This is a genomic window from Chitinophaga pinensis DSM 2588 (assembly GCF_000024005.1).
Classification (GTDB): domain Bacteria; phylum Bacteroidota; class Bacteroidia; order Chitinophagales; family Chitinophagaceae; genus Chitinophaga; species Chitinophaga pinensis.
In genome coordinates, this window is the sequence record NC_013132.1 from 4,444,586 (window position 1) to 4,459,530 (window position 14,945).

Here is a 14,945-nt window from a genome sequence, read left to right on the forward strand (position 1 = left end):
ATCAGTCCGGTAAACTACCGGACTTTTTTATTGCTGATCACCCTGACTACTTTTGTGTCCATCGTTCTGGACAAAGACCGGGTAAATGATATAAGCCCCCTTCCGGTATTAATAATTGTAAAAAATTATAATATAATATCTTTATTTTTACGGTGGACAATCCCTACACCTCCCATGAATACCAACTTTAACGGTTCCGGTACATCTCAGCCGGACGTAAATGACCCTAAGTATCTGCCTGTTATCAAGTCTTTTGTGGAATTGCTCGACGAGATCATCGCTCAGAAAAATGCCATTAACACGCATGCGATATCCCTGTCGACCTTGAAGAAATGGTCGGAAAAACGTATTGATCTTAATATGATCAACCAGACGGAAGGTCCGCTGGATGAACTGCGTAACTCGATAGCCCTCGCTTTACAGGAACTGGCGTTGACCGTCTTTAATAAACACAACGGTAAGAACGATCACGTGATCTATGCCCAGCTGGCCAGGCAAATAGAGGGACTTACCCCTGAAACCCTGCAATTGCTGGAAAACAACCAGGGGATGCTGGATGATGTCAAAGCCAGTAAACCGCCCCTGCCTATTGCTGCATACGTGATTATTGCGGTTGTATTGGTAGGTATCTACCTGGCGGCTACAAAAAGTAACAGACAGGAGGAAAAAGCACCTAACCCGGAGTTGTCCGACATGCCGAAGTCATTTACCACTGTGGATGGCGCTTCTGTCAATACAACCGGAATGGCTGCTGAGACGGAAAAGACGGATATAGCAAACACGGTTGAGCGTACACCGATGGTGAAGGTCATCAACAATATGGATAAACTCGCCAAGATAGTAATAGTCGGTGTTGAAGGACATCCGGTATATTCCGTTTTTATAGAGCCGAAGTCGCAGAAGGTAGTCCGTGATATGAAGTTTGGCGCTTATACTTTCCGGGTAGCGACAGGGAGCAGGGAAGCGCTGCTTAGCTTCTCCGGCAAAACGCGCTGGCAGGGCACTTCATTTGAAGATCAACCTGCAGACACGGTAGTGGCCCTGGAAACAAAAAAGGAGTTCAGCCGCACTACAATATGGCTGGAAGAGCATCCGACGAAAGGTGTGGTGTATAATATACTGGAAGAAATGTCGCCGAAGCCTAAACAATAACTGGTTTTAAGGGGTTGTAATGTTTTGCTGAAGGGCCGGAAGACTCGATTTATCCATACGGGCATATGATCACAAAGGATTACACCGGAGACGAATTCAATGCATTGTTCTGGACGCTGACCGCGGAAGAGACAGTAAAAAAGGAGCCCTGGTGGAAGTTCTGGGGGAATTAGGTTGTGCCGGCGCCGGACATACAGTTGTCCAATGCCGGACGCCTATACATATCATGCTATTTTAACTCATTGATTCCTAATCATCGTTATAGTTGGCATATCTCTTGACACCGTATGCCAACTATGAGCCATATTCATCTTTTTTGTTCCATAACAGTTTTTTGCCTGTTCAGTCTCACGACAAAGGCACAACGGTTACCCATTGTTAAAGCAGGCAATGCCAATGCCGTTATCACGGATGGTGCATATGTCCGTTTAAACTGGCAGCTTGACCCTACGGCCAGACCAGACATTTATTATGTCAATGTTCCATCTAAACCAAGCCAGATCACACTTAAAACCGACCAGGATAGTATCCGTTTTCAAACTAAACCCGGAAAGGCATATGACTTTATTGCCTTGTTGAATGGAAAAGACAGTTGCTTTATAAGAATCGCATCCATACAGGATACCCTTACGCAGTTACGCGGTAGGAGTGTGCATCCCACATCCGATACACTACCGTTTGTATTACATGGCTCGCGGATCTATCTGAAAGGTATTCTGAACAATAATAAAACCGTCAATGTACAGTTTGACCTGGGCGCAGGTACCACCTGCGTCAACCGGCAGGTAGCTGAAAAATTAGGGTTGCAGTTTGATGGTAAAACAGTCGTCACTAATACACAAGGTACCAATGAGACGGGCACCAGCTCGGGCAATACGCTTACGATCGGTAATATCAGCTGGGAAGCAGTACGCCTGACACAGGTCGGAAATATGCAGGAAGGTGAAGACCTGATCATTGGTAATTCCCTCTTTCGGGATAAGATCATCGAGATTGATTATGATAATCTTCGGATGATCATTCATCAAAAACTACCTGCTTACAGCCGTGCATTTAAGCGGCAGGCGGTTTGGTTTGAACAGAACAGACCGAAGTTTCAGGCCGTCGTTGTGGTGGGAGGGAAGTCTTATCCTTTCTGGTTTCTCTTTGACACCGGCAGGGATGCGACCATGGCGCTGGGCAGTGATTTTACGCGTCATGAACAACTCTGGCAAAAGCTGGATAGTTTAACCATGGTCAATGGACGGAAGATCGTGCGGTTGAATGCGGAGATTGCGGGCGTCGTCTTTCCGGATATCGTGACCAATGCGCATCCTCCTGACAAGCCGGGTAGCAGAACGACCTTATTCGGAAACCAGGTGTTGAATCATTTTAACCTGATCCTGGATAACCGGGAGGGGATGCTTTACCTGAAACCGAACAGTCGTAGTAAAGAACCTTATTCTAATTATAAAGATTTTCTGGAGAGCATAAGAGGCAAGTAAAAAGTAATGCCGGAGCAACCTGTCTCCGGCATCTTTTATCTAAAGCAGGCGTGGCACAAAACCACCCTGCGAACATCCGGGGATGGGTATCATCTGATCGCCGGTCTGGTCTACATGTGGCAGTTCTGCGATACTTTGGTACCAGCGTTTACGGAAAGGCTCTTCAACACTCAAAGGATCTACCAGTACGTGAAAACCACCTCTTGTTTCGACAAACTGTACTTTGGCTGATTGTCCGACGCGCTCGTAGATCAGTGTTTTCAGATTGGCGGAAAACGCTTGATCCTTGATATCAAAATCAAAATCCACATAACAGCTTCTGCTCTTATTCTTCTGGATTTCACTCATGATTTCCTGGTGCGGATTCGCATGTTTATTCTGATTTTGTATACACTTTGCCAGGGCTGTCAGTCCGCTGAACATGGCATCATATAAACTCCTCGGATTCGGTGTAATATAAATAGCCAGCGCTTCCTGTGGTATCGCCTGACCTTTCTGCGTATAAGCGCCTATCGGACATTCCAGTTGCAGTATCTTGGAATACAGGTCTTCTTTTCTGCTGGTAAAGCGTTTCAGCTGCTGTTTGTCAGATTTGATGGCATCAGAATATTTGCTTCTGGCCAGTAAAGAGACATAATAGGCTTCGCCTTCTTCCAGCTCGGGTAACCAGTCTATGAAAGAGCGCAGGATCGCCTCGTCCTGTATGACTTTGTAATAGTTCATTTATAGGGATTTTAACATTCAACCGGACGGGTATTTAGCTGCTGCTGAGGCATAGTGACAGCGCAACGTTTTCAACCACAGGTATCACAGAAAATTAACGCGGCAAAGTTAACTTATTTCAGGGAGATGTTTTATGGTTTAAGCATTCTGCGTTATATTTAACGCATATTATCTAACCAACAACGGAATACCTATTACCCATGAAAAAAGTCTTTTTGTTAGCCATAGTATGCTTTGCATACCTTTCTTCTGTACATGCCCAGCGCATTATCCACGGTGTCGGAACAGGCGTTTTTGTAGATGGATCTTCCAAAACGGAGACAAAAGCTAGTTCTGTGCTGAATTATTCTGTCCGTGTGAGTTTTGCGGAAACAGACAATACCTCCTTATCCTTAGGGATCCCCTTTAGTGCAGGGATCAACGGCGTAGATGAATATTATTATGATAGTTATACCGGAGAGTATGGTTATAATAACCTGGGATTTATGGTCAATGTACCGCTAATGTTCAATTTCAATATTGGCGCGGGTTCTGCGGAAGGCTGCCAGAACAGGATGGGCTTTTTTATCGGAGGAGGGTTTGCTTATCATATTAGTTCTGTAGACAGAAAGATCCCGGAGTTGTATTATGACTATATCGCTTATGATGATTTGCACACGACTGCCAGTACGATCGGACCGGCGGCAAATATCGGGTTACGTATCGGTATCGGCGCCAGAAAGCGACATAATATCGAGATCAATACTTTTTATATGAAGGGGGTAACGTCGTATAAACCACATATCGGCGGACTAACCTGCCTTTTCAATTTCTAAAAGGAAGGGGGTGTTTACCCCAAGGCAGACGCCCCCTTTTGATTCGGTCACCAGATAGCATAGAGACGTATATTACTGCATTTTAGTATTGAGTACGCTGCTTTGTTTATCGTCTGATTCCTTTTGTTTTCTTCCAGCTAAAGATCTCTTCCACCGCCTTTTCATACCCGCCTGCTTCCCGGAAAGAATCACTGATCTTACGGCTACTCACGATAAAACTTTTATCCGTCATGACTTTCTCTGTTGCCGCTCTCAGTCCCTCCGGTGTAAGGGTATGAACGTCGAGTACAATCGTTGCGCCCAGTTCGGCTGCTCTTTCCGCCAGGAAAAACTGATCTGCCCCCATGGGAATGGACACAAACGGCACATTGGCATACAAGAGATCGCCAATACTGTTCATACCCGCATGTGTAATAGCAGCCGCACTCCGTTCGAGGATGGCGGATTGCGGTACATAATCCCGTAGAATGAAATTAGCAGGTATTTTCATGGCAGACAGGTCGACGCCGTAGGCCGTCATGACCACCGTGATATCCATCTCGGCGAATGCTTTAAAAAAGTGATCATATACGCCGGCTGCGTAATTACCAAAGACCGTCCCCAGGGAAATATATAATACCTTTTTTCCTTCCAGCTTTTCAAAAGGAAAATCCACCTGGTATTTTTTCTCATATACCGGTGCGCCCACGAAAACAAAGCTGTCATCATAATGACTGTTGTCCCGTATAAAATAACGGGAGGTATAGATGATATTCAATTCGCTTTTATTGAAGAAATGACTCAGCAGATCGCTAGATACCTGCACCTTGTATTTGTCCTGTAAATACCTGCGTACTTTACCAAACTTGTTACGGTAGAAGAGCAGGTATAAGAAACGGAGTTTCCATCTGAAGGGAACCAGGTTGGCGAGGCTCCAGGTTTTCCCTTTCCGCATCTTTTCAAAATCCTTCATGGTAGCAAATACAGCGAAAGAAGATACCGCCGGTATTTTCAATGCCTGTGCGATGACACTCGCATAAGGATAAGCGGCAGAATGGACGATATAATCAAACTGCATCCCTTTGATCTGTTCCATGAGATGATCTACGAAACGTTCGGGTTGTAACAGTGCATTAATAAAGCCGGGTTTACCGGCAGGTTTTTTCTTACCTGAGGCTGTCGCTGCCTGTCCTTGTGAGAATTTGAAGATATTAAGGTCGTCTTTATAACAGATAAAGGTGGCGCCGGTAGCTTCTACCGGTTTCCTGAATTCTTCCGAACTGAAAAAGGTTACTTCTTCTCCGTGTTTTACCAGTGCGCCTGCAAGTCCCAGTGTCGGATTCATATGTCCATGAGAAGGAATGCTCAGCAATAATACTTTAGCCATGTGTCGTCTCTTTGTATAAGGCAAAGTTATTATCCGCCGGAGGCGTGGTATAGCATAAAACCGACATTTTTAGTCGTTCCACTCTACGAAGTTCTCTACGCCGGCCCCTGCCTGTTGCCGGAATTGCTGTGGGGTAGTACCTGAAAACGTTTTGAATTCGCGGATGAAATGCGATTGGTCGGCGTAGTCATATTTGTAGGCAATCGCTGCCAGACTTTCCGTATCCGGATGACTTAGTGCATTGACTGCTTTCTGGAAGCGGGTAATGCGGGCGATCAGTTTAGGGGAAAGACCGATCTGGTCCCTGAACAGGCGTTCGAGCGAACGTTCTGTAATATGTAGTTGCTGTTGTAACAGCCGCAATGAAACCGTCGTATCGCCTTGCTGTAGAAGCTGTATGGCGTATTGTGTTTTTGCAGTATTTACAGCTTGATGTTGCCGCCATTGCTCCTTCAGGAAATTATTCAGCAGGGCAATTCTTTCGGCTGTACCTGTCGCATTGAGTAGTTGTTCGCTCAGGTGATTTTTACAGACACTATCCAGGTCGGTCACGTTATTGGCCAGTTCGTGACCTGCTATGCCGAATAGGGAGCAGATAGCGGTAGGGCGGAAGTGTACACTGATGATTTTTACCTTGCCTGTCAGCTTTTTTTCAAAGCAGAAGGTGCTGGCGCCATGCAGGAAGATATGTGGTTTTTTAGCGGTTGTATGGTCGGGGAAAAAGGCGGCAGGATCTTCCAGGAATATCATACCCGGATAGGCGTCTACCATGGACCGGAATGTCATGGATTGGCCGGCAGGTATTTGTCCTTCCGTGACCCAGAACCGGCCTACCTGTTCCCGGAGCAAACTATCTGGTTGTATGGACTGATATTGCATGTATAAGCATTGTATGGATAATGAAGGCGCCGGTAGGTGATACCTTTTAACTGATAGTTATCCATCGTTGATGCTGCGTTTGCATCGGAGCATTAACGTTGGATAACTATAGTCAGACACTGTTCTATAGCGTAGACGATTAATGGCCCTTCTTTATTTTAATCCGGAAGGCAATATCCACTGCAAAATTATGCGGACACACTGCAATGGGGTTGGGGGAGAAGTGGTAAAAAGCAGTTGTAGTTGACTGCCAATAAGATAAGCAAAAGAAATATATTTCCTTATATCGGGATTATTGTTTACATTTCTGTAAGCAATATTTAAGCATTCAACCAGGATCACACATTAGAGTTATTAAGTACGCTATACCTTTCGTTTTTGTTATGTGAACAGTGATGTATTCCACTATGCTATAAGAACAATGAAGTGACTATTGAACAATGAATTTATGTCCTCTCTAAACGTAAATAGAACAGTCTATGAACAGAATTTTATCAGCTACTTTCCTGTCAGTGATCTGTACGGGGATGATTTCGCGCGCCCAGGCACAGGGGTGTGTCGCTTTACGCGGTAACGGACCGGCCACCTGCACCCTCACTCATCCGGATGAAGATCGTTCAGATAAATGGATCTTCAGTATGGGCGCCCGGTATTTTAAATCTTACAAACATTTTAAAGGTTCAGAAGAACAGAAAGAGAGAGTGCTGAACGGTACAGAAGTGATCAACCATCAAACAGCCATCGATCTGACGCTGACACGTCTTATTAACAGCCGTTGGAGCGTGATGCTGGACGTCCCTTTGCTGGCAAATGCCAGGTCTTCCTTATATGAGCATGGCCTGGTAAACGGAGTCAATAATTACAACCAGCGGCATAGTATGCATTCCTATGGATTGGGAGATATGCGTATTGCGGTCTACCGCTGGCTGCTGGACCCTGAAAAGCATAAGAAAGGGAATATTCAGGCAGGGTTGGGGATTAAATTCGCTACCGGTGATTATGATTACCAGGACTACTGGTATAATGTGGGGCCGAATGGCACCAGACAGCTGCGTACTGTGGACCAGTCCATTCAGCTGGGAGATGGCGGTACCGGACTTACCGCAGAACTCAACCTCTACCAATACTTTTCCCGGCATTTCGGGGTATACGGTAATTTCTATTACCTGAGTAACCCGAGGGAACAGAATGGGGTACGTACCTATCGGGAGACATTGACCCCGGCACTGGGCAATGAGGCCATTTGCAGCGTGCCTGATCAGTATATGGCGCGGGCAGGTGTCAATTATATGACAAAGGGTTTTAGCGCAGCATTGGGCGCCAGACTGGAAGGTATTCCGGTAAATGATCTGATTGGTGGCAGTGGCGATTTCCGTCGTCCGGGGTATGTGATCTCCCTGGAGCCCAACGTTTCCTATGCTTTTAAAAAGATGAACGTCTTTGCGGGTGTTCCTGTCGCTTTACGCAGGGACAGGACGCAGAGTAATACCGATAAAGCCAGAAGTACGCCTGCCAATAAGGTGAACGGCGATGCCGCCTTTGCTGACTATGTGATAAATGTCGGGTTTTCAGTACGTTTCAGATAACATGTTCATGCCATCTTGCGGGGACAGAGAAAAAAATATTTTGAAACGATCGTTTCAGAATGTACCTTTGTCCCCGTTATGGCCAGAGATAAAGATTTTATTCCTGAGGAAAAGATAGCGAAAGCGCTGGACGTGTTTTGGGAGAAGGGCTACAATGCCACTTCCATGCAGGATCTGGTGGAAGCTATGCAGATCAACAGGAGCAGTCTTTATAACTCTTTCGGCGATAAACATAACCTTTTCCTGGAATGTCTGCGGACATATGGTTACCTGGCGGCAAAGGACTACGAATCGGTCCTCACCCTGAAGGAACTGTCTCCGCTGGAAACGATGGAAAAGATTATCGACGTCTACGTAGCAGGTATCGTTTATGACTGCAAATGCTGTATGGGGATGAAATCCTCTTTTGAGCTGGCAGGAGATGACGACGAAGTACGTAGTGTGATCAAAACAGCCAGCGACAGAACTATTGGTATTTTTACCGACCTCCTGAGACGGGCAAAAGAACAGGGAGAGTTGTCTGACGACAAGGATCCGGTTGTCCTGGCACATATTATATTCAATGGCTTTTGTGGCTGGAAACAATCATATCTCCAGTTTAAAGATGCACATCTTGTAAAAAAGATGGCAGGATATACGAAGCTACATCTGAAAAGTCCCTTTTAAAATTTTCGCTTTTTTTTTGCGCAAATTTTGAAACGATCGTTTCAGAACGTACCTTTAACAATGTTAGAAAATCTGTTACTGTCAGAACTGGCACTAACAAGATAAAAAGAGAAATCAACCGCAGCAGAAGGCACGTACGCTTTCTTATCTGCCAGAAAGACCATAAACAGGTGCTTTTTTTATGATTGTCGTATCCAGGTGGTATATACCATCTTACTGTTCGTACGACAAAACTTCACTGATTCGTATTTAAACAGACGATCCGCCGACGATCGTTATGTTACTGCTCGCTTTACCTTCAACAACAACGCTTTGTAATCAATGCATCCCTACGCATTGACCAGGGTATTACATGTATTTACTGTTCATGTATGCTTGCATAGTCAGCTATGCAACAGGGGAAACTTTTTGTCAATTACACTCAACAAACATAAACATGAAAAAAGATGTATTAATTCGGAGCATGCTTGTCCTGACAGTCCTCGTAGGCCTGTACAGCTGTAAGTCTTCTTCTGCGCACAACGAAGCCCCCGCTGCTACACCGGCAGAAGTGGTAACGATTGGCGCAGCTGATACGAACACTGAAAACGACTATACAGCATCACTGGAAGGAAAGGTAAATGTAGAGATCCGTTCACAGGTAGATGGTTACCTGGAAAAAGTATATGTAGATGAAGGCGCTTATGTGAAAGCAGGTCAACCTTTATTTAAAATAGACGAACACCGCTATCGCGAACAGCTCAACAATGCCAAAGCAGCTTTACACGCAGCAGAAGCATCTGTGTTGAACGCTCAGCTGGAAATAGACAAAGTAACGCCACTGGTAAATAACAAGGTGGTGTCCGACATGCAGCTGCGTACTGCTAAAACTGCGCATGAAGTGGCTACAGCTAATGTAGAGCAGGCGAAGGCAATGGTTGCTTCTGCAGCTATCAACCTGGGTTACACGAATATCACTGCCCCTGTGAGTGGTTATATTGGTCGTATTCCAAAGAAAGCCGGTGCACTGATCTCTCTGAACGATCCGGAAGCACTGACCAAACTTTCTGATGTACATGAGATCTACGCTTATTTTTCTCTGAGTGAAGGCGATTTCTTCAGCTTCAAAGACAACTACGATGGTTCTACGCTGGAAGAGAAGCTTAAAAATCTGCCGCCGGCAATATTGGTACTGGCTGACAATCATGTCTATGAAGAAAAAGGTAAAGTAGATATGATCGACGGACAGTTTGAGAAGAACACAGGCGCTATCACACTGCGTGCTGTATTCCCTAACGCCAAAGGCACTATCCGTACAGGTAACACCGGTAAAGTAAGATTACTGCGTGAACATAAAGCAGCGATCATCGTACCACAGGCAGCTACTATCGAAATACAGGACAGGATTTTCGTATACACGTTAGACAAGGATAACAAAACTGTTCGTCAGGCAATCACCGTGATCGGTTCCACTGGCAATCAGTACCTGGTAAGTGATGGTGTAAAATCCGGAGACAGAATCGTTGTATCTGGTGTTGACCGTCTGAAAGAAGGTATGGAAATCAAACCGGAGAAGGCTAAGCCAGCACAGAACTGATCGTTACACGCAGTCCTTCCTCCTAAAACAAAAAAATATGTTGCAGAAATTCATACAAAGACCCGTTTTAGCAACGGTGATCTCAATCATAATGGTGATACTGGGTATCCTGGGGTTGTGGAAACTTCCCCTCCAGAAATTCCCTGATATCGCTCCTCCCGCCGTACAGGTAACCGCACTGTATCCGGGTGCGAACGCAGAAACTATCCTGCGTTCTGTGGCGCCTTCTCTCGAAGAAGCCATCAACGGGGTAGAGAACATGATCTACATGAACTCTACTGCCAGTAACGACGGTTCACTGGTGATCTCCGTATATTTTAAACTGGGTACTGACCCTGACCAGGCAGCCGTAAACGTACAGAACAGGGTAGCGCAGGCCACTGCTCAGCTGCCGGCTGAAGTCGTACAGGCGGGTATTACTACCGCTAAACAGCAGAATAGCTTGCTGATGGTGGTAGATATGTACTCTGAAGATCCGAAAGTATACGACCAGACTTTCCTGGCCAACTACGCACAGATCAACATCATTCCTGATATCAAAAGGATTCCCGGTGTAGGTCAGGCACTCATCTTCGGTGGTAACAAAGATTACTCCATGAGGGTGTGGCTGAATCCTAAACAGATGGCCGCTTATAACCTGGCGCCAAAAGAAGTGATGGCCGCTATCCAGGACAAAAGCCTGGAAGCTGCTCCCGGTAAATTCGGTGAAAGCAGTACAGAATCTTTCGAATATGTGATCAAGTATAAAGGTAAACTCACCAAACCGGAGGACTATGAAAATATCGTGATCAAGTCCAACGGAGACGGTTCCTTCCTGCGTCTGAAAGATGTAGCCAGGGTAGAATTCGGTGCATATACCTATGGTAACTATACGCGTGTCAACGGAAAGCCTGGTGTTAACATCGCTTCTTTCCAGCTGGCAGGATCTAACTCCAACGAGATCCAGATCGCGATCATGAAATTCATGGAAAAGGCATCTAAAGACTTCCCTAAAGGCGTTAAATACCTGATCCTTTATAATACAAAAGATACGCTTGACCTGTCTATCGAGCAGGTAAAACACACCCTGATCGAGGCATTTATCCTGGTGTTCATTGTGGTGTTCATATTCCTCCAGGACTTCAGATCTACGTTGATTCCTGCTATCGCCGTACCTGTTGCGATCGTAGGTACTTTCTTCTTCATCTCCCTGCTGGGCTTCTCTATCAACCTGCTGACATTGTTCGCATTGGTACTGGCCATCGGTATCGTGGTGGATGACGCGATTGTCGTCGTCGAAGCGGTGCACTCGAAGATGGAAAAGAAACACCTGCCTCCGAAAGCAGCGACTGTCTCTGCAATGAGTGAGATCAGCGGTGCGATCGTATCCATCACGCTCGTTATGTCAGCGGTATTCCTGCCGGTAGGTTTCATGGAAGGTTCCACTGGTGTGTTCTATCGTCAGTTCGCCTTCACCCTGGCTATTGCCATCGTGATCTCTGCGGTGAACGCATTGACACTGAGTCCTGCACTGGCAGCGCTCTTCCTGAAAGAAACGCATCATGGTCCGCATGAGAGCACGCATAAAGCAACTTTCAAAGAGAAATTCTTTGCCGGATTTAACAAAGGTTTTGATCGCATGACGAGCAAGTATGTGAACAGCCTGCGTTTCCTGATCCGTCATAAATGGGTGAGTATTGTCGGCCTGATCATCGTCATTGTTTCAACAATTTACCTGGTAAGGAAAACCCCAACTGGATTTATTCCATCCGAAGACCAGGGCTTTATCGCGATCTCCATGTCTATGCCTGCGGGTGCATCCCTTGACAGAACTACTTCCATGATTAAGGACGTAGAGAAAACACTGGGTGATCTGCCATCTAAAAGTGCGCTGATGGGACTGTCCGGTTTCAACATCCTGACACAGTCTTCCAGCCCTTCTGCGGGTGTGGCGTTCATCCTGCTGAAACCTGCCAAGGAGAGAGGTGAGGTAAAAGACATCAATGCCATCATGGACCAGGTAAGAGGTAAACTGGCCACTATTAAGGACGGTAGTTTCTTCGTATTCACCTTCCCGACAGTACCAGGTTTCAGTAACGTAGATGCATTGGATGTTGTATTGCAGGATAAGACAAGTGGTAAACTGGATAAATTCAGTGGTATCGCGATGGGCTTTATCGGCGAACTGATGAAACGTCCTGAAGTAGCATTTGCGTTTACTTCCTTCCGCGCGGACTATCCACAGTACGAAATAGAAGTAGAAGCAGAAAAAGCAGAACAGCTGAATGTAAATGTGAAAGACCTGTTGCAGACAATGGGCGCTTACTTCGGTAGCAGCCAGGCGGGTGATTTCAACCGTTTTGGTAAATACTACAGGGTGATGATGCAGGCAGAGAAAGATGAACGTGCAGCACCTGTTTCCATGGAAGGTATTTTCGTGAAAAACAGACTGGGTGAAATGGTACCTGCAAAATCACTGGTAACCCTGAAACGTGTATTTGGTCCTGAAACCACTTCCCGTTACAACCTGTTCAACTCTATCGGTCTGAACGTGATTGCTAAACCAGGATATAGCTCCGGTGATGCGATCAGAGCCGTACAGGAAGTAGGAGAACAATACCTGCCTACCGGTTATGCTTATGAGTTCTCCGGTATGACCAGAGAGGAAATTTCCTCCAGCGGACAATCCGTGATCATCTTCTCACTCTGTCTGCTGTTTGTATACTTCCTGCTGGCAGCACAATACGAAAGCTACATCCTGCCACTGGCGGTGATTCTTTCTATCCCTACAGGTATCCTGGGTGTATTCCTGTCTATCCGTTTCACAGATATCTCCAACAACATCTACGTACAGGTGGCATTGGTGATGCTGATCGGATTGCTGGCGAAAAACGCCATCCTGATCGTGGAATATGCTTCACAGAGAAGAAAGGCTGGTAAAAACCTGGTGTTTGCTGCGATCGAAGCTGCAAGACTGAGGTTACGTCCGATCCTGATGACATCCCTGGCCTTTGTGGTGGGATTGATACCGATGATGAGTGACAATGGTCCTTCTGCGATCGGTAACCACTCTATCAGTATCGGGGCTGCAGGCGGTATGGTGAGCGGAGTTATACTTGGATTGTTCGTCATCCCTGTACTCTTCGTGATGTTCCAGTACCTGCAGGAAAAGGTAAGTGGTACACCCACTTCCGTGCAAAACAATGAACAGGCGAAAGTCGCTAAACCGGAATTAGTATGAAAGCACAGATAAATAAATATTTCTTAATAGGTTTGTTGAGTGCCGGCCTACTGGAGGCATGTAAAGTGTCGAAGGATACGCCGGCGCCTCAACCCGAGTTACCTGTTGCATTCAGAAACAGTGCAACAGCTGATTCCACCACCATCGCAGATCTTCCATGGGAGAACTTCTTTACAGATGCCACCCTGAAAACGCTGATCGATAACGCTATCAAAAAGAATTATGATATGCAGGCGGCCATCCTGAGTGTGGAGGCAGCCAGATTGCAAATGAGACAGGCAAAACTGCTGAATCTCCCATCTGCAAAACTGAATGTTGTCGCCAGCACCAGCCGTCCTTCTGATAACAGTTTGAATGGTATCAGTCTGAGTCAGTTCCTGGGTACCCAACACCTGGAAGACTACAGCGCTAATATCCAGTTTGCCTGGGAAGCTGACATCTGGGGTAAGATCAAAAATCAGAAGAAAGAAGCATTAGCCGCTTACCTGCAAACAGAAGAATCCCGTAAGCTGTTGCAAACAGATATCGTAGCTACCGTATCAAAGGCATTCTATAACCTGCTGATGCTGGATGAACAGCTGGCAGTAGCGCAGAATAACCTGAAACTGAACGATAGCACCCTGCGCATAATCCGCTTACAGTATGACGCCGGACAGGTCACCCTGGTGGCAGTACAACAGGCGGAAGCGCAACAGCTCACAGCTGCACAGCTGATCCCGCAGATCGAACAGGACATGACCGTACAGGAAAATGCCCTCCGTATCCTGTCAGGAGAATTGCCTGCAGCAATAGAAAGACACACCAAACTGAATGAATATCCATTGACAGATAAGCTGTCTGCCGGTATTCCTTCTGATCTGCTGAGCCGTCGCCCGGATGTAAAAAGCAGCGAACTGGCCCTGAACATTGCGAACGCAAGGGTAGGTGTAGCGAAGGCAAATATGTATCCATCCCTGGTTATTACAGCCAGCGGTGGTCTGAATGCCGTAAAGTTCAGCGACTGGTTTCAGGTACCAACTTCTCTCTTCGGACTGGCAACAGGCGCCATCGCGCAACCTTTGTTTGACCGTAAAAATCTGAAAACACAATTTGAAGTGGCTAAGATACAGAGAGAGCAATCCGTGCTCCGTTTCCGTCAGAACGTACTGGAAGCGACCGGAGAGGTGGCAGATGCACTGGTGAAAATAGAAAAGCTTAAATCGCAATATGACATCGCTTCTACCAAGGTGCAGACACTCCATCAGGCTGTCAACAATGCCAGCCAGCTGTTTGAAAGTGGCCGCGCCAGTTACCTGGAAGTGATCATCGCGCAAAGTAATGTACTGCAGAGTGAACTGGAAGTCAGCAATCTCAGAAGAGATCAGCTGTACGCTGTAGTAGATCTTTACCGTTCCCTCGGGGGCGGTTGGCGATAGATGTACAATTAATTGTATATTGGAAAAAACGTCACATCATTTGTGACGTTTTTTTTATTTTAC

General features: G+C 46.1%; 11 protein-coding genes. 8 read left to right on the plus strand and 3 right to left on the minus strand.

Features of this window, described 5'->3' with window-relative positions:
- The first annotated feature begins 174 nt into the window (after positions 1 to 174).
- Together CPIN_RS17715 and CPIN_RS17720 are read left to right on the plus strand one after the other, a co-directional pair.
- Complete coding sequence (locus CPIN_RS17715) at positions 175 to 1,152, plus strand: hypothetical protein (protein WP_148230585.1); 978 nt, start codon at positions 175 to 177, stop codon at positions 1,150 to 1,152.
- Between the two features lie 287 nt (positions 1,153 to 1,439).
- Positions 1,440 to 2,636 carry a retropepsin-like aspartic protease gene (locus CPIN_RS17720; protein ID WP_148230586.1) on the plus strand — a complete coding sequence of 399 codons (1,197 nt, stop codon included), beginning with the start codon at positions 1,440 to 1,442 and terminating at the stop codon, positions 2,634 to 2,636.
- Positions 2,637 to 2,675: 39 nt separating this feature from the next.
- On the opposite strand, the gene CPIN_RS17725 is transcribed toward CPIN_RS17720, so the two are convergent.
- Positions 2,676 to 3,359, minus strand: a complete 684-nt coding sequence (locus tag CPIN_RS17725; protein ID WP_012791204.1) for a hypothetical protein — start codon at positions 3,357 to 3,359, stop codon at positions 2,676 to 2,678.
- 200 nt (positions 3,360 to 3,559) lie between these two features.
- Between CPIN_RS17725 and CPIN_RS17730 the strand changes: the two genes are divergently transcribed.
- Positions 3,560 to 4,174, plus strand: coding sequence for a hypothetical protein (locus CPIN_RS17730; protein WP_044219046.1), 615 nt, complete (start codon positions 3,560 to 3,562; stop codon positions 4,172 to 4,174).
- Positions 4,175 to 4,280: 106 nt separating this feature from the next.
- On the opposite strand, the gene CPIN_RS17735 is transcribed toward CPIN_RS17730, so the two are convergent.
- Complete coding sequence (locus CPIN_RS17735) at positions 4,281 to 5,540, minus strand: macrolide family glycosyltransferase (RefSeq protein ID WP_012791206.1); 1,260 nt, start codon at positions 5,538 to 5,540, stop codon at positions 4,281 to 4,283.
- Positions 5,541 to 5,609: 69 nt separating this feature from the next.
- Positions 5,610 to 6,419, minus strand: a complete 810-nt coding sequence (locus CPIN_RS17740; protein ID WP_012791207.1) for an AraC family transcriptional regulator — start codon at positions 6,417 to 6,419, stop codon at positions 5,610 to 5,612.
- 479 nt (positions 6,420 to 6,898) lie between these two features.
- Here CPIN_RS17740 and CPIN_RS17745 point away from each other — a divergent pair, with 479 nt between their 5' ends.
- The 5 genes from CPIN_RS17745 (at position 6,899) to CPIN_RS17765 (ending at position 14,882) form a co-directional block, all read left to right on the plus strand.
- Positions 6,899 to 8,005 (plus strand): hypothetical protein, encoded by a 1,107-nt coding sequence (locus tag CPIN_RS17745; protein WP_012791208.1) that lies wholly within the window; start codon positions 6,899 to 6,901, stop codon positions 8,003 to 8,005.
- 78 nt (positions 8,006 to 8,083) lie between these two features.
- Positions 8,084 to 8,671, plus strand: coding sequence for a TetR/AcrR family transcriptional regulator (locus CPIN_RS17750; RefSeq protein ID WP_012791209.1), 588 nt, complete (start codon positions 8,084 to 8,086; stop codon positions 8,669 to 8,671).
- 463 nt (positions 8,672 to 9,134) lie between these two features.
- Positions 9,135 to 10,247 carry an efflux RND transporter periplasmic adaptor subunit gene (locus tag CPIN_RS17755; protein WP_245552118.1) on the plus strand — a complete coding sequence of 371 codons (1,113 nt, stop codon included), beginning with the start codon at positions 9,135 to 9,137 and terminating at the stop codon, positions 10,245 to 10,247.
- A gap of 37 nt (positions 10,248 to 10,284) precedes the next feature.
- Complete coding sequence (locus tag CPIN_RS17760; RefSeq protein WP_012791212.1) at positions 10,285 to 13,467, plus strand: efflux RND transporter permease subunit; 3,183 nt, start codon at positions 10,285 to 10,287, stop codon at positions 13,465 to 13,467.
- Entirely contained in the window at positions 13,464 to 14,882 is a 1,419-nt protein-coding gene (locus tag CPIN_RS17765) for a TolC family protein (protein WP_012791213.1), read from the plus strand. Before CPIN_RS17760 ends, CPIN_RS17765 begins: the two co-directional genes overlap by 4 nt.
- Positions 14,883 to 14,945: the final 63 nt, after the last annotated feature.